Below are 19,817 nucleotides of genomic sequence, written 5' to 3' on the forward strand. Positions count from 1 at the left end.
GGCCGCCGCGCCGGAGCGGGCCGGAGGGGTTCAGTACCTGCTCCCCGCCGTCGGCCCGGACCTCGGCCCGTAGGGAGCCATCTCCAGCCACCGCCCGAGGGAGGGCACCCGGGGCGCCAGCGCGGCGGACACCCGCTGGCGCAGCCGCCGTGCCCCTCCCGGACGCAGGTGCCGCAGTGCCTCGCCCGCGGCGGCCCGGTTGTGGAGCGCGGCGGTCCGCCGCTCCTCGGCGAACCGGTGTACCGGGTCCCGATCCCGTGAGGTCTCCGCGTCGGCCACGGCGTCGGCCGCCGCCACGGCGTCGGCCATGCCGCTGTTCATGCCGCGGGCGCCGAAGGGCGGGAACAGATGGGCGGCCTCTCCGGCCAGGAGCACCCGACGCCGCACGTCGGTGAAGGCGTCGGCCACCACCAGGCGGAACCGGTAGCGCGCCACCCACAGCAGATGCTCGGAGCACGGCGCGGGCAGCACGTGCGGCAGCCACTCCCGCGCCCCCTCGGGTGTGGCGAAGAAGCCGGGGTCGTCGGACTCACGGCACTGCAGGTCCACCTGGAGGCCGCCGGCGAACGGCACCAGCATCACGCTGCGCCCCGCCGCCCCGGGGTGCTCGTAGTGGAAGATCCTGGCCGACGGCAACGGGGCCCGGCCGCCGTCCGCGAGATCCACCACGACGTGGAATCCCGGCGGCCTCGGCCCCTCCATGGCGATGCCCAGGGACCTGCGCACCGCCGACCGCGCCCCGTCGGCCGCGATCACGTACGGGGCCCGCCAGGACCTCCCGTCCCCCGCCGAGACGGTCACACCGTCGGACGCGGAACGGACATCGCGGACGGGCGCGTCCCACACGATGCGCACCCCGGCCGCCGCGCAGGCCTCCAGCAGGAACCGCTCGGTGTCCACCTGGCGCAGGCTGGTGAACGGCGGGAGTCCCCCGCCCGCCGGACCCGGCGGATAGGTACGGGCGTAGACCTCCCGGCCGCGGTAGAGAGTCCTGCGCTCCGGCCACACCACGCCGTACGCGGCGATGCGGGCTCCCAGGCCCGGCGCGACGCGCTCCAGCAGGCGCAGTGTCCCGCCGTGCACGAACAGCGCCCTGCTGCCCGGCCGCCGCCTGCCCTCGGGCTCGGCCTCCAGCAGCGTCACCTCCCGGCCGCGGGCCCGCAGCGCGAGCGCCGCCGTCAGCCCGACCGGACCCGCACCCACCACGATCACGAGGCACCTCCCGCTTCGGACGTCCGCCGCGCCGTCGACCGCAGCCTGTTCTTGTCCACCTTGCCGACGGCGGTACGGGGCAGGGAGCCGATCCGCTCCACCCGGTCCGGCAACTTGAAGGCGGCCACACCCCGCTCCCGCAGGAACCGCGTCACCTCCGCACGGTCGGGGGCGTGCTCCCCGCGCGGCACGACGAAGACGCACACCCGCTCCCCGAGCAGCGCGTCCGGCGTCGCCACCACCGCGCAGTCGTGGATCCGCGGGTGGCCGAGCAGGTGGTTCTCCAGTTCTTCCGCGGCTATCTTGTCGCCGCCCCGGTTGATCTGGTCCTTGATCCGTCCCTCGACCACCAGGTGCCCCCCGGGCAGGAGCCGGACGAGGTCGCCGGTCCGGAAGTAGCCGTCCGGGGTGAAGGCGACCGCGTTGTGCTCCTCGGCCCGGTAGTAGCCGCGGATGGTGTAGGGGCCGCGGGTCAGCAGCTCGCCCGGCTCACCGGGCGCGACGTCCGCCCCCCGGGAGTCCACGACGCGTATCTCGTCGGCGGGGGAGAGCGGTCTGCCCTGTGTCGTCGCCACGACCTCCGGCGGATCGTCCGGGGCGGACTGGCACAGCAGCCCCTCGGCCATGCCGAAGGACTGCTGCAGCGAGCACCCCAGCGCCGGCCCGAACGTCCGTGCCGCCTCGGCGCCGAACTTCGCGCCGCCGACCTGGACCAGGCGCAGGCTGGACAGGTCGGCGGGCAGGGCCGCGGCGGCGTCCTTCCACAGCAGGGCCAGCGGGGGCACGAGGCCGGTGACGGTGACCCGTTCGCGCTCGATGAGCGGGAAGGTGTCGTCGATGCTCGGTGTGGGAGCGAGGACCACCTTGCCGCCCACGTGCAGGGTGCCCAGCGCGCCGGGGCAGCCCAGGGCGTAGTTGTGCGCCACGGGCAGCACCGCCAGGTACGCGTCGCCGGGGCCGAGCCGGGCGTTCTCCGCGGTGATGCGCAGGTTGTAGACGTAGTCCTGGTGCGTGCGCGGAATGAGTTTGGGCAGCCCGGTGGTCCCTCCCGACAGCAGGAACAGCGCCACGTCGCCGGGGTCCGGGGGAGGCAGGGGAACCGGATCCGCGTCGGCGTCCCCCAGGGCCGTGAACTCCTCGGCGTCCCCGGCCACCAGCACCCGTTCGCGTCCGACCCCTCCGACCCGCCGCGCCAGGGCCCGGTGGTCCTCGCCGAGATAGCGGTCCGGAACCACCAGCCAGGAGGCGGCGGACGCCTCCAGCAGATGGCGCAGTTCGCTCTCGCGGTGCGCGGGCAGCGCGAACACCGGCAGTGCGCCGAGCCGGAAGAGAGCCAGGCACAGCACCACGAGCTCCGGCACGTTGGGAAGCTGCACCACCACCCGCTCCCGCGGGGCCATCCCCCGGGCGGCCAGCCCGGCGGCCAGCCGGTCCGCGCGCCGGTCCAGTTCGGCGTAGGACCACCGTGCCCCGCCGCCGACCAGCGCGATGCGCGCCGGATCGCGCCGTGCCCACGGGCGCACCAGGTCCCCCAGCAACTCACCGCGCCAGTGGCCCGCCTCCCGGTACCGGTGCGCGAACTCATCGGGCCAGGGCACACATCCCTTCAGCATCACGGCCTCCCTTCCCCGGACACCCGGGCCTCCAGCCAGTCGGTCAGCGGTTTGAGTCCGGACCAGCCCTTCCTCACCAGGTCCAGCGCCTCCGGGCCGTGCAGTTCGGTCGGCGGATGCAGCCGCTCCGCGCCGAGCGAGCGGTACCGCAGCAGCTCCAGCCGGGGGTGGTCGGCGGGGAAACCGCGGGGCCTCGTCCTGAGCCGTTCGCCCACCAGGCTCCAGCCGTTCCGCTCCAGCTTCCGCACGATCCGCTCCAGCTCCGGGCCGTGCCGCTCGTCGTCCACCGCGTCCCGGTAGCGGCCGAGCTGCTCGGTGCCGCCGTGGAACCCGGCGCCCAGCCGCAGCCCCTCCGCGGACAACTGCGCGTAGTACCCGACGCTGTCCGCCGAGCCGGCGGTGATCCCCTGGTAGGTCTTGTACGGTGACTTGTCGTTCGAGAAGCGGACGTCGCGCTGGGGCCGCCACACCTTCACGGGGCCGTACCGCTCCTCGAGCGCCTCGGCCAGGGCCTCCACGGGCGTGCGCACACACGTGTCGTAGACGTCCTTGAGGCTGTGCCAGTACTCCTTCGAGTTGTCCTTCTCCAGACCGGCGTAGAACTCGAACGCGCGGTCGGGGAAACCCTGGAACTTCACATCGTCTCCTCGGGCGGGTGCTTCACAGCGATTCGGCGAACCGGGCCAGGACATCGGCGGTCTGCCCGGGATTGAGCCGAGGGTCGCAAGCGCTGGTGTAGCGGGGGAAGGCGACACGCAAGGCCGGGACGGGCGTGTGGTCCGGTGCGGAGACGCACTCGGTGACGTCCTCGGGGGTCGTCTCCAGATGCAGTCCGGCGGGCCACTGTCGGTGGGCGCGCACGATCCGGGCGAACACCGAGACCTCGTCCCGCACCGCCTCCACGGGCCGGGTCTTCCGCCCAGAGCGCAGCCGCCAGGTGTTGCCGTGCAGGGGATCGCACAGCCACACCACCGGTGCGCCCCGGAGTGCCACCTCGGCGACCAGGCCGGGCAGCAGCCTGCGCGCGGGACCGGCGCCCAGGCGGACGATGAACAGCAGTTTCCCCTCCACGCCCGCCGGGTTGAGGACGTGGCTGAGCCGTACGGCCTCGGCCGGGGTGATCGAGGGCCCGAGCTTGACGCCGACGGGATTGCCCAGTCCCGCCGCCCACTCCACGTGCCAGCCGTCCAGAGCCCGGGTCCGGTCACCGATCCACACCGAGTGCGCCGAGGAGGCGTGGACCCCGTCGGCTCCTCGGCGCTCCAGGGGGGACTCGTAGGCGCACAGCAGCCCTTCGTGCGAGACGTACAGCCGCCTGCCCGCCGGCCGGCCGGGCCAGGTGGCGCGCACCCGGCCGAGAACGGCGGCGGCATGATCGTACGCGGCGAGCAGCCGCCGCGGATCGCAGGAGCGGGCCGGCGGCTCGGCCTCGGGCCCGTTCACGGCGTCGCCCCGGTAGACGGGCAGCCGTACGCCGTCCGCGCGGGTCTCGGACTCGGCGGAGCGGGGCTTGGCGTACTGGCCCGCCATCCGGCCCAGCGGCACCACCGGCAGCCCGGACGCCGTGCTCATCGCGTCGGCCAGTGAGTAGAGGTACTCCGCGCGCCGGTCGACGGCGGCCGGCGCCGCGTCCGCGAACCGCTCGGCGCAGTCACCGGCCTGCAGCACCAGTGCCTCACCGCGCGAGGCACGCGCCAGAGCGTCCCGCAGCGCCGTGTACTCGCCCTCGGTGACCAGACCGGGGCGGGCGGCCAACTCGGCTTCCACCTGAGCGAGTTCGTCTCCATCGGGCCACGGCGGCTGCTGCCGTGCCCTCCTGACCCCGGCCGGTGCCGTGGGGGTCACGGCGCTATCCACTGCCGCGACCAGCCGCTGTCGGTGAGCTGGTAGCGCAGTCGGTCGGGTACGTGGTCCGCTCGGTCCTGCCAGAACTCGACGCTTTCGGGGACCAGGCGGAAACCACCCCACTCCTCGGGCCGCGGCACCTCCTGACCCGCGAACCGCTCGGCGGCGGACGCGACGGCGTCCCGCACCGCCCCGGAGCCGGACACCACGGCCTGCTGGTCGGTGGCCCAGGCCAGGAGCTGCACGGGGCGCGGCAGCCGGGTGTAGTGGTCGTCGCAGGCCAGTGGGTCAAGGCGCTCCACCGGTCCCGCCGCACGGACCTGGCGGCCCAGATCGAGCCAGCCGAAGCACAGTTGCGCCCACGGGTTCACCGCCAGGTCCAGGGCCTTGCGGCTGCGGTGGCCGGTGAAGAAGACGAATCCGTGGTCGGTGCGGGCGAGATCGACGAAACGCGCCGTCGGCCTGCCCTCGGCGTCCGCCGTCGCCAGAACCGCGGCGGCCGCGTCGTAGGGACGTGTCCGGGCCCACTCCCGGTGCCAGTCGCGGAACCGGACCAGCGGATCGCCCACCGCGTCCGCGTCGCCCATGCCCTCCCTCATCAGCCGGTCGCGCCGCTTTTCCGTACCCTCCTGGACGGGATTTCCCTCCCGGATCCTTTCCACTCTCAACGTGACATCCCTTCTTGCGTATGCTTCCTTCGGAAAAGAAAGAGGAGGAAGACTGTGGAAACGCGTGATCGTGAACGAGTAATCCGCCTCAGGGAACGCCACCGGGAGATCACCGAGCCCCGGACATTCCGTCTCGGTGGCCACGAATGGGACCTCCTTCCTGGCGTGTACGCCCCGAATCTGACACCGTCCGCCCTGCTCTACGCGGAATGGGTCCCCTATCCCGTCGGCGGTTCCTTCTGCGAGATCGGCAGCGGCACCGGATATATAGCGGTGACCGCCGCCCACCGGGGATGTGACCGTGTGACCGCGATCGACATCGGCCCGGTATCCGCCGAGAACACTCGGAAGAACGCCGAGCGGCACGGGGTTTCCGACCGGGTCACCGTGCTGTGCGGCGACATGTTCGAGCCGCTCACCGAGAACGACCGCTATGACGTGGTCTTCTGGAATTCTAATTTCGTGGAGGCCTCCTTCGGGGATCCGGCGGCCCCGGAGGGGCCGGAGGCGGACCGGGACGCCATGCTCGACCTGGCGTTCTGCGATCCCGGTTACGCCACGCACCGGAAGTTCTTCGACGGGGTCCGTGATCACCTCAATCCCGGCGGAAGAGTGCTGCTGGGCTTCACCGACCTCGGCGACGACGAGCTGCTGGAGCGGGTGGCCCGGGAGCACGGATGGTCGCCGGTGCCGCGCCGCCGTGCCGTCGGCGTCTACCCCGACGGGGAGCTGCGGTACGAACTGCTCGAACTCCTCCCCGTCTGACGTCCGGCGGGTCCGCCGCTCCCTCCCGGCCCGGCGAGCCGGTGCCCGGGGGAGCGGCGGGGGGCGGCCGCGCCGTCATCTCCTGCCGAGCCGTACCGCCAGCGGCGCCAGCACGGCGGTGGCCGCGACGACCCAGGCCAGCGTCTGCAGCACGGGCACCAGCACCGGGCCGCCCGAGGACAGTCCCATCAGCGCGCCGTGGGCGCACGACAGCGGGTTCGCGCGCACCACCGGCTGCACGAACCCGGGGAACGCCTCGGCCGGCACCAGCGTCGTCGACAGCAGCAGCAGGAGCGTGACCGGGGCGTTCAGCAGCCCCGAGGCCGTCTCCTGACTGCCGGCCGACAGAGCGGTCACCACCGCGAGCCACAGGAAGATCGAGGCGAACGCCACCACCACGAGCAGGAAGCCCACCGCGGCCACCGCGCCGCGTTCGAAACGGAAACCGAGCAGGCAGCCCACCAGTACCGTGACCGCCGTCACCAGGACGAACTTGACCAGATCGCCGGTGATGCGGCCCAGCAGCCCCGCGGAGCGTCCGATGGGCAGAGTGCGCAGCCGGTCCTGGAAGCCGCCGCGCAGGTCGCCGTAGAACCCGACCGCCGTCCCGGTGCAGCTGTACGCCACGCTGAACAGGGCGATCCCCGGGGTCAGTCGGGCGATGTAGGGCTCGTCCCCGGCGCCGCCGACCACCTCCTGGAACATCACGTACAGCGCCACCAGCAGGATCAGGGGGAACGCCAGCGCATCGCCCAGCAGTTGCGGGCTGCGCAGGAACCGCCTGATGTTGCGCCCGGCGAGCACCGACGCTTCGAACACGACCGTCATCGCGCCCTCCCGAATGCCTTGGTGGACGCCCACGCGCCGACGGCCAGCAGACCGGCGATCCAGGCCAGGGCCGGCCACACCTCCCCGGCCGACGGCGACGCGGACGCCAGTGAGCGAAGGGCGTCGATGACCGAAGAGACCGGTGACGCCTCGACGGCGGGCTCCAGCCAGTCCGGGAAGGCCGAGGCGGGCACGAAGGCCGTCGACAGCAGGATCAGGACCAGATACGGCAGGTTCAGCGTCGCCGACGCCGCCTCGGGACCCGCCGACACCAGGCCGACGGCCGTGGTGGCCGCCGTCAGGGTCAGGGCGAACGCGACGGCCAGTGCGACGAAGCCGGCGACCGCGAGGACCGGGCCCTGGAAGCGGAAGCCCGCCAGATGGCCCGCCGCGCCGATGACCACGACGGCCACCAGCGCCCAGACGACGTCCGAGACCAGCCGCCCCGCGACGAACGCGCCCCGGTTGAGGGGCATCCACCGGCACCGGGACAGCATCCCCGAGTCCCGGTCGGAGGCGGTGGCCACCCCCGAGGTGTTGGCCACGGTGAACATCCACTGGACGACGATCGCGGGGGTGAGGAACTGGGCGTAGTCCAGCCCCCGCTCCTCGAAGATCCTGCCGAAGAGCATCAGGAAACCGAAGACGAAGACCAGCGGGAAGACCGTGTAGACCACCACCGACTGCGCGTTCGCGCCGCGCCGCAGGTTCCGTGCCGCCAGCACCAGGCCCTGTGCGGCGAGGTTGCCGGCGCCGCGTTCGGTCGACGCCCCGGCACGGGGGCGTTCCGTCGTCGTTGTCATGTACGGCTTTCCTCCGGAGGGCCGGGGGCGGCCTCGGGGTCGGTGAGGGCGAAGAACACCTCGTTCAGACTCGGCTTGCGGAGAGTGACGTTCTCCGGGTCCACGCCCTCGTGCTCCAGGAGGCCGAGCACCTGCGCCACCACCGAGGTGCGAGGCGCAGGTACCACCAGGGTGCCGTTCCTCCCCGACACCTCCCCCAGGGCCCTCCGCAGCGCCGCCGCGGCCTCGTCGTGCCGTTCCGGAGCCACCTTCACCTCGCAGACCCGGCCGCCGACCCGGTCCTTGAGCTCGCCGGGTGTGCCCTCGGCCGTGACCCGCCCCGATCCGAGCACCACCACCCGGTCCGCCAGCCGGTCGGCCTCCTCCAGGTACTGGGTGGTCAGCAGTGTCGTGGTGCCCCCTCGCCGGAGTTCCTCCACGACGCTCCACACCTCCTCGCGGCTGCGGGGGTCGAGCCCGGTCGTGGGCTCGTCGAGGAAGAGGACGGGGCGGTCGACGACGAGGCCGGCCGCCAGGTCCAGCCGCCTGCGCATGCCGCCGGAGTACTCCTTGACCGGCCGGCCGCCGGCGTCCGACAGACGGAACCGCTCCAGGAGTTCGTCGGCCCGCCTGGCGGCGTTCCGGGCGCCGAGCCGCAGCAGGCGCCCGAAGAGGACCAGGTTCTCCCGCCCGGTCAGCATCTCGTCCAGTGCGGCGAACTGGCCGGTGAGCGCGATGGAACGGCGCACCTCCTCCGGCTCGGCCACCACATCGTGCCCCGCCACCCGCGCGTGCCCGCCGTCGGGGCGGAGCAGGGTGGTCAGGCAGTCGATGGTGGTGGTCTTCCCCGCACCGTTGTGCCCCAGCAGACCGAGCAGGGTGCCCGGGGCCACCGAGAACGTCACATCCTCCAGCGCGGTCTTCTCCCCGTAGCGTTTGCGGAGTCCCTCGACCTCGATTCCGGCCCCAGGCAATCGTTTTCCTCCCGCCCGTCGGTCATTTCCCTCGCGAGTCCGCCGGCCTCCTCACCCCTCCTGCTGGGAGGCGGGGGTCTGCTGATGGAACATCAGCTTCCAGCCTTCTTCCCGGCGTACCCAGACGCTCGACATGTACAACCTGAAGGTGCCCCTTCCGGTGACGTCGGCGGTGGCCCGGTAGGTGACGACGGCGGAGTCCGGCGACAGCGGGACGAGGCGGCGGTCATCCAGCCTGAAGTTCTCGAACGGCGACTCGTTGCCGTCGATCTCGGCCACCAGATCGTCGCCCGTGGCCACTCCGTCGTGCTCGACCACGAGTGTTTCCGGGGTGACGAGTCGCCGGTAGAAGTCGCCGTTCGCGGAGGAGATGGCCTCCCAGCCCGCTTCCTCCAGGGCGAAGAGTTCCTTCTCCATGGTGATTCGGTCGATCTCGGCCATTTGTTGTCCGATTCCTTTCCTGTCCGCTTCTGTCTTTCTTCTGCTCATTGTTCCCCCCGGCCCTTCGCCGTCTCCACCGACTCGCGGCGGTCGCGGCACCGTTCTCAGGGGGTGGACGGCCACTCCAGACCCGCCGGGGCTCCGCGGCCGAGATCCGCCAGTACGGCTCCCAGCACCGCCACAGGGCGCTCCAGCAGGTAGAAGTGGCCCCCGGGGAAGACGTGCAGACGGAACGGGCCCGACGAGCAGGACCGCCACGCCTCCGCCTCCTCGGGAGTCACCTCGGGGTCGCTGTCCCCGGTCAGCGCGGTGATCGGGGTGCGCAGCCGGCGGCCCTCCGGCGGCCGGTAGGTCTCGATCAGCCGGTAGTCCGCCCGCAGCGACGGCAGGACGAGACTCTGCAGCGCCGGGTCCGAGAACAGCGCCTCGTCCGTGCCGCCGAGTCGCTTCAGATCCGCCAGCAGAGCTTCGTCCCCTCCCTCGTGCACCGACACGGGGTCCCGGGTCCCCGGGGCCGGGCGACCGGAGACGAACAGCCGCAGCAGAGAACTTCCGGTGCGCTCCTCCAGCCGCGCGGCGACCTCCGCGGCGACCGCCGCCCCCATGCTGTGCCCCAGCAGCACCAGACCGTCCCCGGAGACGGGGGCCAGGGCCGCGGCGAGGGGGCCCGCCAGCTCGTCCATACGGGTCGCGCACGGCTCCCCGGTACGGTCGTGGCGCCCGGGATACTGCACCGCCAGCAGGTCGACGCCGCCGGGGAGCAGCGGCGCGAAGGGCCGGAAGGAGCCCGCGGCGCCCCCCGCGTGGGGGAAGCAGACCAGCCTGATCCGCTGTCCTCCCCCGGAGCCGGGGCCCTGTCCGCCCAGCGGGCGCAGCCAGCGCCGCCGCTCCTCCTCGCCCCTGCCCGGGCCGGTGACGATCCGCGTCGTCCGGTTCAGGTGCATCGCGGTACCTCCAGTTCCCCGGCCAGTTCCCCGGCGCCGATCGGCCTCACGGCCGTCGCGTCGGTCAGTTCCGGCGGGCCCAGCCGCACGGCGGCGTCCCGCCAGGCGTGCGAGACGGCGAGTTGGGCGTGCCCCTCGGCCAGCGGATGGTGCCCCTCGCGCACGGCCTCGTGCAGTTCCGTCAGCGCGCGCAGCGCGGCGTCCGGCCACAGCCTCCCCACGACCTCCCGGTAGCTGGGGGCCGCGGCATCGCCCAGCGGGGTGGTCGCGGCATGGTCGAGGTGGCCGGACGCCGCCTCCTCCAGCCGCGTCAGCGACCGCTCCTCGGACGGGAAGTGGGGGCGCGGGCTCCACAGCAGCGGCCCGTGGGTGTCGGACAACGTCAGACTGCCGCCGTCCGTGCCGAGTGTGATCCGGTGCAGCAGATGGGCGTGGTTGTCCGGATCCGACGGGTTCAACTGGTTCTGCACGCGCAGGGTCAGCGGTACGTCGCGCACCGTCCCGGTCAGGGTGTGGAACACCGGAGTGGGCCGCGCGTCCTCGAAGGACCACGGCCGCAGCCCGCCCAGGGCCAGCCGCAGGATGTCGAACAGGTGGTAGAAGACCTGGAGTCCGCAGGCCGCGTCGGCGTAGAGCACCGGCCGGCGGGCGGTGAGCCTGCGGGCCGCGGCGATGAACCTCCGCACCGGCTCGACCCGCACGTAGTGGGTGCTGACCCGGAACACCACCCCCGCCCGGCGCGCCACGCGCAGCGACTCCGCCAACTCGTCGTGGTGCAGCGGCCCTTCCTGCAGGACGTGGACGCCCCGCTCCATCAGCTGCCGGGCCAGCTCGCTTCCGGGCCCGCCGTTCACCCCGGCGTACACCGCGACCACGGCGATGTCGGTGTCGGCCGGCAACTGCCCGGGATCGGTGTACAGGGGCACGTCCGCGCGTTCGGCGCAGGCCCGCGACCGCTCGCTGCCGCGGGCGAGGACACCGGTCAGCCGCAGGTCCCCGGCTCCCCGCGGCGCGTCCGGGCCGCCGGCCTCCAGCGCGCGCAGGTAGACCCGGCCGAACCCGGTCCCGCAGACCACCACGTTCGCCGTCACAGCACTCCCTCCTCCACCGGTGGGGCGTCCTCTTCCTCCACCGGCGGGGCGTCCTCGACGATCCGCAGGTGGCCGACCCCCGGCATGGCGGCCAGCCGGTCCGGTGCCGTGCGGGCGTCGACGGCCTCGTCCGCCGGAAGCGGACCGGGCGCCACCTCCCCCGCCAGCACACACCGGACGGCGAACGCGGTGAACGCGGCGGTGAGCGCGTAACTGTCGTCGGCCCGCAGCACCAGGGTCCGGCGGTGAGGGCGGCCGTCGCGCTCCCCCTCCAGCCGGAAGACCATGAGCTGGTACGGCGTGCGGCCGAACAGGTCCAGTTCCGCGGCACGGACCAGTCGCCCGGCCGCCTCCCGCAGGTCTCCGTCCGAGGGGGAGGACAGCGCGCGCAGCGCGTGTCCGCCGTCGAAGACGTTGTACCAGTGGGCCTCGGCCAGCCCCAGATCCCGGGCCAGCCGCTCCGTCTCGGCGCTGAGGAACGGGTACGCCGTGACGGGCCCGGGGAAGAAGGGCAGCTCCGCGCCGGTGAGGGGGGTCAGGGCGCCGGGCACCCGGCACCCGCCGGACCACGCGCTGAGGGAGCGCCCGCCGCCGTCCCGGGCGCCGGCCACGTAGTCCTGTGCCGATGCCCAGGTGAAGCGGTCCCGGCCGCCGGCGTACGCGACCAGCCGCTCCGGCCGGCCGAGGCCGGCGGCCAGCGCGCGGGGCAGCAGTGCCGAGAGACCGGGCGCCATCCCCGCGCCCAGCACCGCGCACAGCCCTCCGTCCGGATCCCCGAACTCCCCGGACCCCGGCCCGTCGAGCAGTTCCCCGCCCGACGCGCCCACGTAGTGCGCGCCCCCGGCCAGCGCGGCGCGCAGCACCCGGGGCGCCGTGCGCCGGGCGGGTCCCGTGCAGTCCACGACCACGTCGCACCTCCTGGCGAACCGTTCCAGGCCATGCGGGTCGTCCACGTCGACCACCACCCGCTCGTGGCCGGGCGACCGGTCCAGCCGCGCCCGGTCGCGGCCGCCCAGCAGCACCCGGGCGCCACCGTCCACCAGCAGGGGGGCGACATGTCTTCCGACAGCACCACCGGAGCCGAGCAGACCGAGCACGGCGGTCACCGGCCACCTCCCCGGTGCAGCCGGTCCAGCTCGCGCGCGACACGGCCGACGTGCGGCGGGCGCATACAGGAGAAGTGGTCGCCGGGTACGTCGACGATCTCGAGGTCGCCCAGGCACAGTTCCCGCCAGAACTCCGTCATGTCCGCCCGCAGCCAGGGCAGGAAGCCGGTCGCCTCGTCCTCGCGCAGCAGGACGACATCGCCCGCGTACGGCGTGGCCCGGTGCCGGGTGACCGCCGTCATACTCGTGCGGTACAGGGAGTAGACCGCCTCCAGGTCCACCGGGAAGCCGTCACCGTCACCGTCGCCGTCACCGCGTGCCGCGCGGCCGATCGCGGCGAGCCGCTCCCGCTGCGGCACCTTCCGCAGCGCGGCGAACCTGCGTGCCGCCTCCTCCACCACGGGGTCCCCGGTCAGGGAGTCCGGGGACCCGGAGGGCACCCGGCCGGGCGTGTGCTCCAGCACCGCCCGGAAGACGTGCGCGGTCGCGGTGTCGTCGGGGTAACCGAGCTCCTCGGTGTCGGCGTTCAGCAGCCGTGCGAAGACGTACTCCAGCACCAGTTCGTCCTCGACGGTGTGAGGCAGTGCGTAACTGCTCACGATGGTCAGGTTCTCCACCAGCGCCCCCGACTCGGCCAGCTGCCGGGCGACCTCCGTGGCCAGCAGCCCGCCCATGCAGTAGCCGACGACCTGGAAGCGGGTGTGCCCGGTCTCCAGCAGGCAGCGCGTGTAGTGGGCCGCACGCCGCACGATGAGGTCCTCGGGGTCCTCCCGCGCGTACGGCTCGTGCGCGGGGACGGCGAGTCCCACCAGCGGGCCCGGCCCGTCCAGCAGCGGTATCAGCGGCCGGTAGGCGGCCAGTGTGCCCATCCCGTCGTGGACCAGCACGCGCATCGCCGCGCCCTCGGCTCCCTCCGGCCCCTCCGCGCCGGACCCGGAGGGACCGGCGCCGCCGAGCGGGACCAGCGGCGAGTCGGCCGGGCCGTCCCCGCCGGTGCCTTCCGTGTGCTCGCGGGAGTCGCGCAGGAACTCCGCCAGGGCGGCCACCGTCGGACGGCTCAGCACGGCGCGCAGCACCGTGTCGTACAGCAGCCCGGCCGCCTCGGGGATCTCCTCGCGGACACGCCCCGCCAGCCGCGCCACCAGCAGTGAGTCCCCGCCCAGCCGGTAGAAGTCGTCGTCGCGTCCCACCCGGGGCAGCCGCAGCAGGTCTGCCCACACGGCGGCCACGCGCCGCTCCAGATCGTCCAGGTGCTCCGTTCCGCCGGGCAGTCCGGGGTCGTCGGGGGCGCGGTGCCGTTCCGCCCAGCCGCGCAGCACCGCGGTGTCGGTCTTGCCGTTGGCGGTCAGCGGCAGGTCGTCGAGGAGTTCGAGCCGCGCGGGCAGCATGTACTCCGGGACGCGCCGGGCGGCGTGCTCCAGCACGTCCTCGGGGCGCACGGGTATCCGGTCCGCCTTGAAGCGGGCCGCGAAGACGCGCTGCCCCAGCGGTGCCGTCACGCCGTCGGCGTGCGGCAGTTCCAGGACGGTGTCCGCGCCGGCCTCCCGGAGCAGGCGCCGCCACTGCCCGGAGTCGAGGAAGGTCTGGTCCCGCCCCCGGCGCAGGTCCTCGTAGTCCCACTTGGCCGGATCCCTGTCGGGCATCATGAACTCCATCGAGGTCATGATCTGCACGTTCTCCTGCGTGGTCTCGATGAAGACCAGCCACCCCCCGGGAGCCAGCAGTTCGCGCAGCCGCGCCAGGACGGTGTCCACGTGCCGGGCGTTGTGCAGGACGTTGGCGCACAGCACCACGTCCTGCGAGTTCGGGAGCCGGCCCTGCTCCCGCGCGTCGCCGTTGATGTCGAACAGGCCGTAGTCGACGCGGTCGCCGAAACGTCGGCGGGCCTCGCCCAGGAAGAACTGCGACACGTCGGTGAACAGGTAGCGCACATCGGTGTCGGCGATCTCCGGGACGAGTACGGTGCTGGTCCCGCCGACGCCCGCGCCCACCTCCAGCAGCCGCAGTGGCCCCTCGTGCGCCGCGGCCAGCTCGCGGACCAGCCCGACGACGGCGTGGTTGACGTAGCGGCTGAGGACGTTGTCGCGGTAGGCGGCGTAGGAGAGGTCCAGTCCTCCCTCGGGGAAGAGCAGCGGCAGCGGATCGATCTCGTCGCGCAGCAGTTCGGGCAGTCGCTCGGCGCAGGTGCGGAAGTAGCCGATGAGGTCGGCCCTGTACCACTCCTCACGCTGGAGCGCGTCCACCTCGCGCCATGCCGCGTCCAGATCCTCCCCGGAGACGGGCCCGGCCGCCGCGTAGGCGTCGCCGTGGCGGGTGAGCAGGCCCGCCTCGGTGAGGGACTTCAGCCAGCGGCGCACCAGCCGGTGGTGGCAGGGTGCCGCCGCCGTCGCCTCCAGCACCTCGGGCACGGTGTGGCGGTCGCCGGGCGACCGGAACAGGCCCTGCCGGTTGAAGGCGTGCAGCATGGCCAGCAGCCCGGCCCGGTCCAGCCGCCGCATGAACTCCGACAGCTCGGCGGGGTCGACGTCCCGGACCGCGGCGTCCCCGCGGGCCGAGGCCGCCGCCAGGAGCCGCTCGGCGCCGCAGTCCGGCACCGACCGCGCCCCGGTGGCCAGCCGGGCGTACGCCAGCAGGCGGCGATCCAGCGGCCCGTCGCCGTCGACCAGCGCGTGGGCCGACGCCACGGCCGGGTGGGAGGAGAGGGCCGCCTCGGTCTCGGCCAGCTCGATCCGGTGGCCACGGATCTTGACCTGGCGGTCCTGCCGGCCGAGGAACTCGATGACGCCGTCCTCTCTGTACACCCCCCTGTCCCCGGTGCGGTACAGCCGCTCACCGGTGCGGGGGTGGTACACGAACCGCTCGGCGGTCCTCGCCGCGTCGCCGAGGTACCCCAGGGCGAGGCCGGCCCCGCCGATGTACAGCTCACCGGGCACGTGCTCCGGGCAGGACCGCAGCCACGGGTCCAGGACGTGGAAGGTCTGGTTGGTCAGCGGCCTGCCGTACGGGATGCTGCGCCAGTCCGGATCCACCTCGCCGATGGGGTGGGCGATGGACCACACGGCCGCCTCGGTCGCGCCGCCGAGACTCACCAGCCGCAGGCCGGGCAGGCGGCGGCGCACCCGGTCGGGCAGGGCCACGGGGATCCAGTCGCCGCTGAGCAGGGCCAGCCGCAGCGCGTCCAGACCGGCGGCGGGCTCGACGGCGAGGTAGTCCTCCAGCAACTGGAGCTGGGCGGGGACGGAGTTCCACACGGTCACCCGGTGCTCGGCGAGCAGCTGCGCCCAGTGCGAGGGGTCGGCGCGCCGCTCCGGGTCGGGCAGCACGAGGGTGCCGCCGGCGCCCAGCACGCCGAACACGTCGTACACCGACAGGTCGAAGCCCATGCCCGCCAGGCCGAGCACGCGGTCCTCCGCGGTGACGTCGAACCGCCGGCTGACGTCCCGCAGCGTGTTGAGGGCCGCCCGGTGCGAGACCATCACACCCTTGGGCGCACCGGTCGAGCCGGAGGTGTAGACGACGTACGCCAGGTCGTCCGGGCCGGCGGGCGGGGCCCCGGCGCTTTTGCCGCCCCCTTCGCGGACGGCGAGCGCGTCCACCGCGACGGCGTGCCGACCGCAGTCGTCCCCCGGCAGGGACCACGACTGGACCAGCACGTGGCGGACTCCGGCATCGTCGAGGATCCGCTCGCGGCGCAGCCGCGGCTGGGAGGCGTCGAGCGGCAGGTAGGCGCAGCCGGCCAGCAGGGTCCCCAGGGCCCCGGCCACCTGTTCCCAGCCCTTGTCCATGACCAGGCCGACCACCTCACCGGGCGTGCACCCGGCCTCCTGCAGCCGTGCGGCCACCGCCTCCGCCCGGCCGAGCAGCTCGCCGTGGCTCAGGGTCCGCCCGCTGGAGACGACCGCCGGCCGGTCGGGGTGCGCCCGCGCGGCGGTCACCAGGTCGTCGTGGAGCAGCGCGTCCGGCAAGGGGGCCGCGGTGTCGTTCGCCGCGTCCCGGCGACGCTGCTGAGCCCGCGGCAGCGGGACCGGGGAGGGCTCCTCCCAGACGGCCGCGTCCTTGCCCAGCCGGCGCAGCAGTGCCACCAGCACGTCGAACATCTCCTCGGCCACGCCCGGGAGCAGGACTCCCTCGCGCACGTCCCAGCGCAGGTCCAGGCAGCCGTCCGACTCCACCGCCTGCGCGTCGATCCACACCTGCGGCGTCTGGCTGATCCCGTGGACGGGGCGCTCCGCCGGGTCGTCCTGCGCGGCGGCCTCCCCGGGGCCGCCGGCGTCCCCGGCGGTCCCGAGGGTGCTGGTGAAGACCACGGGCAGCAGCGCCGCGGCGGATCCGCGCCGCCGCGCCATCTCCCGCATCACCTCCACCCCGCTGTAGAGCCGGTGGTCCATGTCCTCCCACATCCGCTGCTGCAGGGCGCGGGCGCGCTCCCCGAACGCCGAGAGGGGGGCGGTGTCCACCGCCAGCGGGCTGACGGTGGTGAAGTCGCCGACGAGCCGGTCCACCTGCGGGTGCAGCGGCTCCCGGTTGAGCAGGGTGAGGTTGAGGCAGAACCGCGGCTTCGCGCTCCACCGGCCGATCACCTCCGCGAGCGCGGCCAGTACCGCCGCGGACGGTGTGAGGTTCCACCGGGCGGAGGCCCGGCGGACCGCCTGCCACTGCTCCGGGGAGAGGGTCGAGGACAGCCGGCGGAAGCGCCCGGGCAGGTACTCGGCCCCCTCGCGCACGGGGAGTTCCGGGGCGGCGGGCAGCTCGTCCAGCCGACGTGCCCAGTACTGGCGGTCACGCTCGTGGGCGGGGCTCTCCCGGCGGCGCGCGGCCGCGCTCAGGTAGTCGCGGAAGGTGATGTCGAGCGGGGGCGGCGTCAGACCGTCGTAGAGCATCCGCAGCTCGCGCATCAGCGTCCGCACGCTCAGGTAGTCCGCGATCAGGAAGTCGACCGACACGTGCAGCACCGCGCAGGCGTCGGTAAGGGTCACGCGCAGCGCGAACAGCGGCCACCGCTCGGGGTCGTGGACGCTGTGGTCCATCGCGGCACGCACCTCGGCCCGGGCCCTGTCGGCCTCCGCGGGGGAGGCGCCGCGTACGTCCGTCACCTCGATCCGGTAGTCGGGCACCTCCGGGAGCACCCGCTGGTGGCCGTCCAGGGAGATCACGGCGCGCAGCATGTCGTGCCGGCCGACGAGCCGGTTCCAGGCCGACTCCAGCCGTGCGGGATCGAGCTCGGCGTACTCCATCTCCGCGTAGACCTGGCAGCCCACCCCTCCGTAGGCGAAGGCCTCGCGCCGGCCCAGCAGGTACGCGGACTGCACGTCGGTGAGGGGGAACGGGTCGTACCGGTGCTCGGGATCGCGGACGACCGCCGGCGACTCCGCCCGCAGACACGCCAGGACGGCCTCCTTGTGGGCGGCCAGCGCCTCGCGCCACTCGTCGGTGAGGACGCCGCGGGGGGCCCTGAACCTCAGCCGTCCCCCGTCCTCCCACAACCGGACTCCGCGTTCGCGCAGATCCGCCACCAGAGTCTCCGGCGTACGGGCAGTGTCTGCTGACAGGGTCACAGGGAGCCCTCCTCGAAGCTGTCGATCAGTGCGGCGGTCTCGGCGACGGTCGGTGCCGAGAAGAGTTGCCGGAGAGTGACCTCGACGCCGTGGCGCTCACGCAGTGCCTGGGCCATGCGGGTGGCGATGAGGCTGTCGCCGCCGAGGGAGAAGAAGTTGTCGTCCCGGTGGATGCCGGAGATGCCCAGCAGTTCCTCCCACACCGCCGCCACGGCCTCCTCGGCGGGGCCCCGCGGCGGCTGCGAACCGCCACCGGACCGCTCCTTGGAGAACAGGTCGGCCACCGCCCGCCGGTCGATCTTGCCGTTGGGGGTCAGCGGCATGGCGTCCAGGACGAGGCAGACCTGCGGGATGGCGTAGGAGGGCAGCCTCTCGGCGAGGAAGTCCTCCAGGTCGTCGAGTGCGGAGTCGTCCCCGGCCGCCTCCGAATCCGGGGTGACGGCGGCTGCGAGTTGGTGTGTGTGGGGGGTTTTGAGGGCGGTGGCGGTGGTGATGTGGGGGTGTTGGGTGAGGGCGGTTTCGATTTCGCCGAGTTCGATGCGGTGGCCGTTGATCTTGATTTGGTGGTCGGTGCGGCCGAGGAATTCGAGGGTGCCGTCGGGCCAGTAGCGTCCGAGGTCTCCGGTGCGGTACCAGCGGGTGTTGTGGGTGCGGGGGAATTTGCGGTTGGTGGTGTGGGGGTCGTTGTGGTAGCCGAGGGCGAGGCTGTGGCCGCCGATCCAGAGTTCGCCGGGGACCCAGTCGGGTGCGTCGTGTCCGTGGTGGTTGACGACGCGGTAGTGCTGGTTGCGCAGGGGGCGGCCGTAGGGGATGGAGGTCCAGTGCGGGGGGACGGTGGTGATGTGGTGGTGGTTGGACCAGATGCCGGCTTCGGTGGCGCCGCCGAGGGCGATGAGGGTGCAGTGGGGGAGGTGGTGGGTGAGGCGGGGGTGGAGGTCGAGGGGGACCCAGTCGCCGGAGACGAGGGCGAGGCGGAGGGTGTGGGGGAGGGGGTGGTCGTCGGTGGTGGTGGTCAGGAGCATGTCCAGCAGGGCTGGGACGGTGTTCCAGATGGTGGGGTGGTGGGTGTGGGCGAGGTGGTGCCAGTGGTCGGGGTCGGTGCGGTGGTCGTGGTGGGGGAGGATGAGGGTGCCGCCGGCGGTGAGCAGGCCGAAGGTGTCGTAGACGGAGAGGTCGAAGTCCAGGGCGGACAGGGCCAGGACGCGGTCGTCGGCGGTGACGTGGCAGCGGTCGTTGAGGTCGGTGATGGTGTTCATGGCGGCGCGGTGGGAGACGGCCACGCCCTTGGGTTCACCGGTGGACCCCGACGTGAAGATCACATAGGCCAGTCCGTCGGGGTTCCCGGGCAGGGGTGCGTCCAGCGGGGCGGACGCGGCGCAGTCGGCCAGGGGCACCGCCGCCGGTTCTCCGGGTGGCGCGTCCATGCTCTCGCGCGTCAGCACGGTTCGTACTCCGGCGCGTTGGTACATCCGCTTGCGGCGCTCGGGTGGCTGGTCGACGCCGACGGGGACGTAGGCGGCTCCGGCGGCCAGGACGCCGAGGACGGCGGCGATCTGGTCCGGTCCCTTGGGCAGGGTGACGCCGACCGGTTCGCCCGGGGTGGTTCCGCGGTCCCGCAGGGTTGCGGCGATGCGCAGGGCCTGGTCGGCGAGGTCGTGGTAGGTGACGTGGTCGTCCTGGGTGAGCAGGGCGGTGCGGTGGGGGGTGCGGGCGGCGTGGGCGAAGAAGCCGTCGTGCAGGAGGGTGTCGGGCAGTGGGCCGGTGGTGTCGTTGGCGGCGGCGCGGACGATGCGCTGCTCGGGTGGGAGCAGTGGGGGCAGGGGGGTGTTCCAGTCGTGGTCGCCGAGGTGGTCGAGCAGTCGGGTGTAGGTGGTGAACATGGCGTCCAGGACGCCGGGCGGGAAGAGTTCCTCGACCGCGTCCCACACCAGCAGCAGACCGCCGTCCTGCTCGATCACCTGGTGGTCCAGCCACACCTGCGGCGTCTGCGAGA

The 19,817-nt window shown here is 73.4% G+C and carries 15 protein-coding genes; 1 reads left to right on the forward strand and 14 read right to left on the reverse strand.

From position 1 onward, the window contains the following. Positions 1-30 precede the first annotated feature (30 nt). Genes BMY40_RS25725 through BMY40_RS25745 form a run of 5 tightly spaced genes read right to left on the reverse strand, consistent with a single transcriptional unit; the run spans position 31 to position 5,482 of the window. Positions 31-1,212 (reverse strand): FAD-dependent oxidoreductase, encoded by a 1,182-nt coding sequence (locus BMY40_RS25725; RefSeq protein WP_093663180.1) that lies wholly within the window; start codon positions 1,210-1,212, stop codon positions 31-33. Further along, positions 1,209-2,825 (reverse strand): (2,3-dihydroxybenzoyl)adenylate synthase, encoded by a 1,617-nt coding sequence (locus BMY40_RS25730; protein ID WP_093663181.1) that lies wholly within the window; start codon positions 2,823-2,825, stop codon positions 1,209-1,211. The genes BMY40_RS25725 and BMY40_RS25730 overlap by 4 nt, the downstream gene beginning before the upstream one ends. Next, positions 2,825-3,463, reverse strand: a complete 639-nt coding sequence (locus BMY40_RS25735; protein WP_218158322.1) for a DUF2461 domain-containing protein — start codon at positions 3,461-3,463, stop codon at positions 2,825-2,827. Before BMY40_RS25735 ends, BMY40_RS25730 begins: the two co-directional genes overlap by 1 nt. Positions 3,464-3,485: 22 nt before the next feature. Then, positions 3,486-4,682, reverse strand: a complete 1,197-nt coding sequence (locus tag BMY40_RS25740) for a 3-deoxy-7-phosphoheptulonate synthase (protein ID WP_218158323.1) — start codon at positions 4,680-4,682, stop codon at positions 3,486-3,488. Next, positions 4,667-5,482 carry a pyridoxine/pyridoxamine 5'-phosphate oxidase gene (locus tag BMY40_RS25745; RefSeq protein WP_342745092.1) on the reverse strand — a complete coding sequence of 272 codons (816 nt, stop codon included), beginning with the start codon at positions 5,480-5,482 and terminating at the stop codon, positions 4,667-4,669. Before BMY40_RS25745 ends, BMY40_RS25740 begins: the two co-directional genes overlap by 16 nt. Positions 5,483-5,503: 21 nt before the next feature. On the opposite strand from BMY40_RS25745, the gene BMY40_RS25750 reads away from it, so the two are divergent. Further along, positions 5,504-6,103 carry a methyltransferase domain-containing protein gene (locus tag BMY40_RS25750; RefSeq protein ID WP_218158325.1) on the forward strand — a complete coding sequence of 200 codons (600 nt, stop codon included), beginning with the start codon at positions 5,504-5,506 and terminating at the stop codon, positions 6,101-6,103. Between the two features lie 75 nt (positions 6,104-6,178). Here BMY40_RS25750 and BMY40_RS25755 read toward each other — a convergent pair whose 3' ends face one another. From BMY40_RS25755 to BMY40_RS25795, 9 genes are all read right to left on the reverse strand, one after another. Next, positions 6,179-6,931, reverse strand: coding sequence for an ABC transporter permease (locus BMY40_RS25755; RefSeq protein ID WP_093663185.1), 753 nt, complete (start codon positions 6,929-6,931; stop codon positions 6,179-6,181). Then, complete coding sequence (locus tag BMY40_RS25760) at positions 6,928-7,734, reverse strand: ABC transporter permease (protein ID WP_093663186.1); 807 nt, start codon at positions 7,732-7,734, stop codon at positions 6,928-6,930. Before BMY40_RS25760 ends, BMY40_RS25755 begins: the two co-directional genes overlap by 4 nt. Further along, positions 7,731-8,687, reverse strand: a complete 957-nt coding sequence (locus tag BMY40_RS25765) for an ATP-binding cassette domain-containing protein (RefSeq protein ID WP_093663187.1) — start codon at positions 8,685-8,687, stop codon at positions 7,731-7,733. The genes BMY40_RS25760 and BMY40_RS25765 overlap by 4 nt, the downstream gene beginning before the upstream one ends. 51 nt (positions 8,688-8,738) lie before the next feature. Continuing rightward, complete coding sequence (locus BMY40_RS25770; protein ID WP_093663188.1) at positions 8,739-9,128, reverse strand: nuclear transport factor 2 family protein; 390 nt, start codon at positions 9,126-9,128, stop codon at positions 8,739-8,741. Between the two features lie 104 nt (positions 9,129-9,232). After that, complete coding sequence (locus BMY40_RS25775) at positions 9,233-10,072, reverse strand: thioesterase II family protein (RefSeq protein ID WP_093663189.1); 840 nt, start codon at positions 10,070-10,072, stop codon at positions 9,233-9,235. Beyond that, positions 10,063-11,163, reverse strand: coding sequence for a Gfo/Idh/MocA family oxidoreductase (locus BMY40_RS25780; protein ID WP_093663190.1), 1,101 nt, complete (start codon positions 11,161-11,163; stop codon positions 10,063-10,065). Before BMY40_RS25780 ends, BMY40_RS25775 begins: the two co-directional genes overlap by 10 nt. Beyond that, the gene (locus tag BMY40_RS25785; RefSeq protein WP_143071824.1) at positions 11,160-12,269 is read right to left on the reverse strand and encodes a saccharopine dehydrogenase NADP-binding domain-containing protein; all 1,110 of its coding nucleotides are present in this window, start codon (positions 12,267-12,269) and stop codon (positions 11,160-11,162) included. Before BMY40_RS25785 ends, BMY40_RS25780 begins: the two co-directional genes overlap by 4 nt. Beyond that, positions 12,266-17,824: a non-ribosomal peptide synthetase gene (locus BMY40_RS25790; protein ID WP_245770331.1), complete on the reverse strand. Its 5,559-nt coding sequence runs from the start codon at positions 17,822-17,824 to the stop codon at positions 12,266-12,268. The genes BMY40_RS25785 and BMY40_RS25790 overlap by 4 nt, the downstream gene beginning before the upstream one ends. Further along, positions 17,821-19,817, reverse strand: a 1,997-nt coding sequence (locus BMY40_RS25795) for an amino acid adenylation domain-containing protein (RefSeq protein ID WP_143071825.1), incomplete at its 5' end; no start/stop codon positions are given. The genes BMY40_RS25790 and BMY40_RS25795, both read right to left, overlap by 4 nt.

Source organism: Streptomyces radiopugnans, from assembly GCF_900110735.1.
In the GTDB taxonomy this organism is placed as follows: domain Bacteria; phylum Actinomycetota; class Actinomycetes; order Streptomycetales; family Streptomycetaceae; genus Streptomyces; species Streptomyces radiopugnans.

Bases quoted from the DNA above. Each gene is read 5' to 3' on its own strand.
- BMY40_RS25730 (WP_093663181.1), bottom strand. From the start codon at position 2,825: ATGCTGAAGGGATGTGTGCCCTGGCCCGATGAGTTCGCGCACCGGTAC.
- BMY40_RS25755 (WP_093663185.1), bottom strand. From the start codon at position 6,931: ATGACGGTCGTGTTCGAAGCGTCGGTGCTCGCCGGGCGCAACATCAGG.
- BMY40_RS25760 (WP_093663186.1), bottom strand. From the start codon at position 7,734: ATGACAACGACGACGGAACGCCCCCGTGCCGGGGCGTCGACCGAACGC.
- BMY40_RS25770 (WP_093663188.1), bottom strand. From the start codon at position 9,128: ATGGCCGAGATCGACCGAATCACCATGGAGAAGGAACTCTTCGCCCTG.
- BMY40_RS25775 (WP_093663189.1), bottom strand. From the start codon at position 10,072: ATGCACCTGAACCGGACGACGCGGATCGTCACCGGCCCGGGCAGGGGC.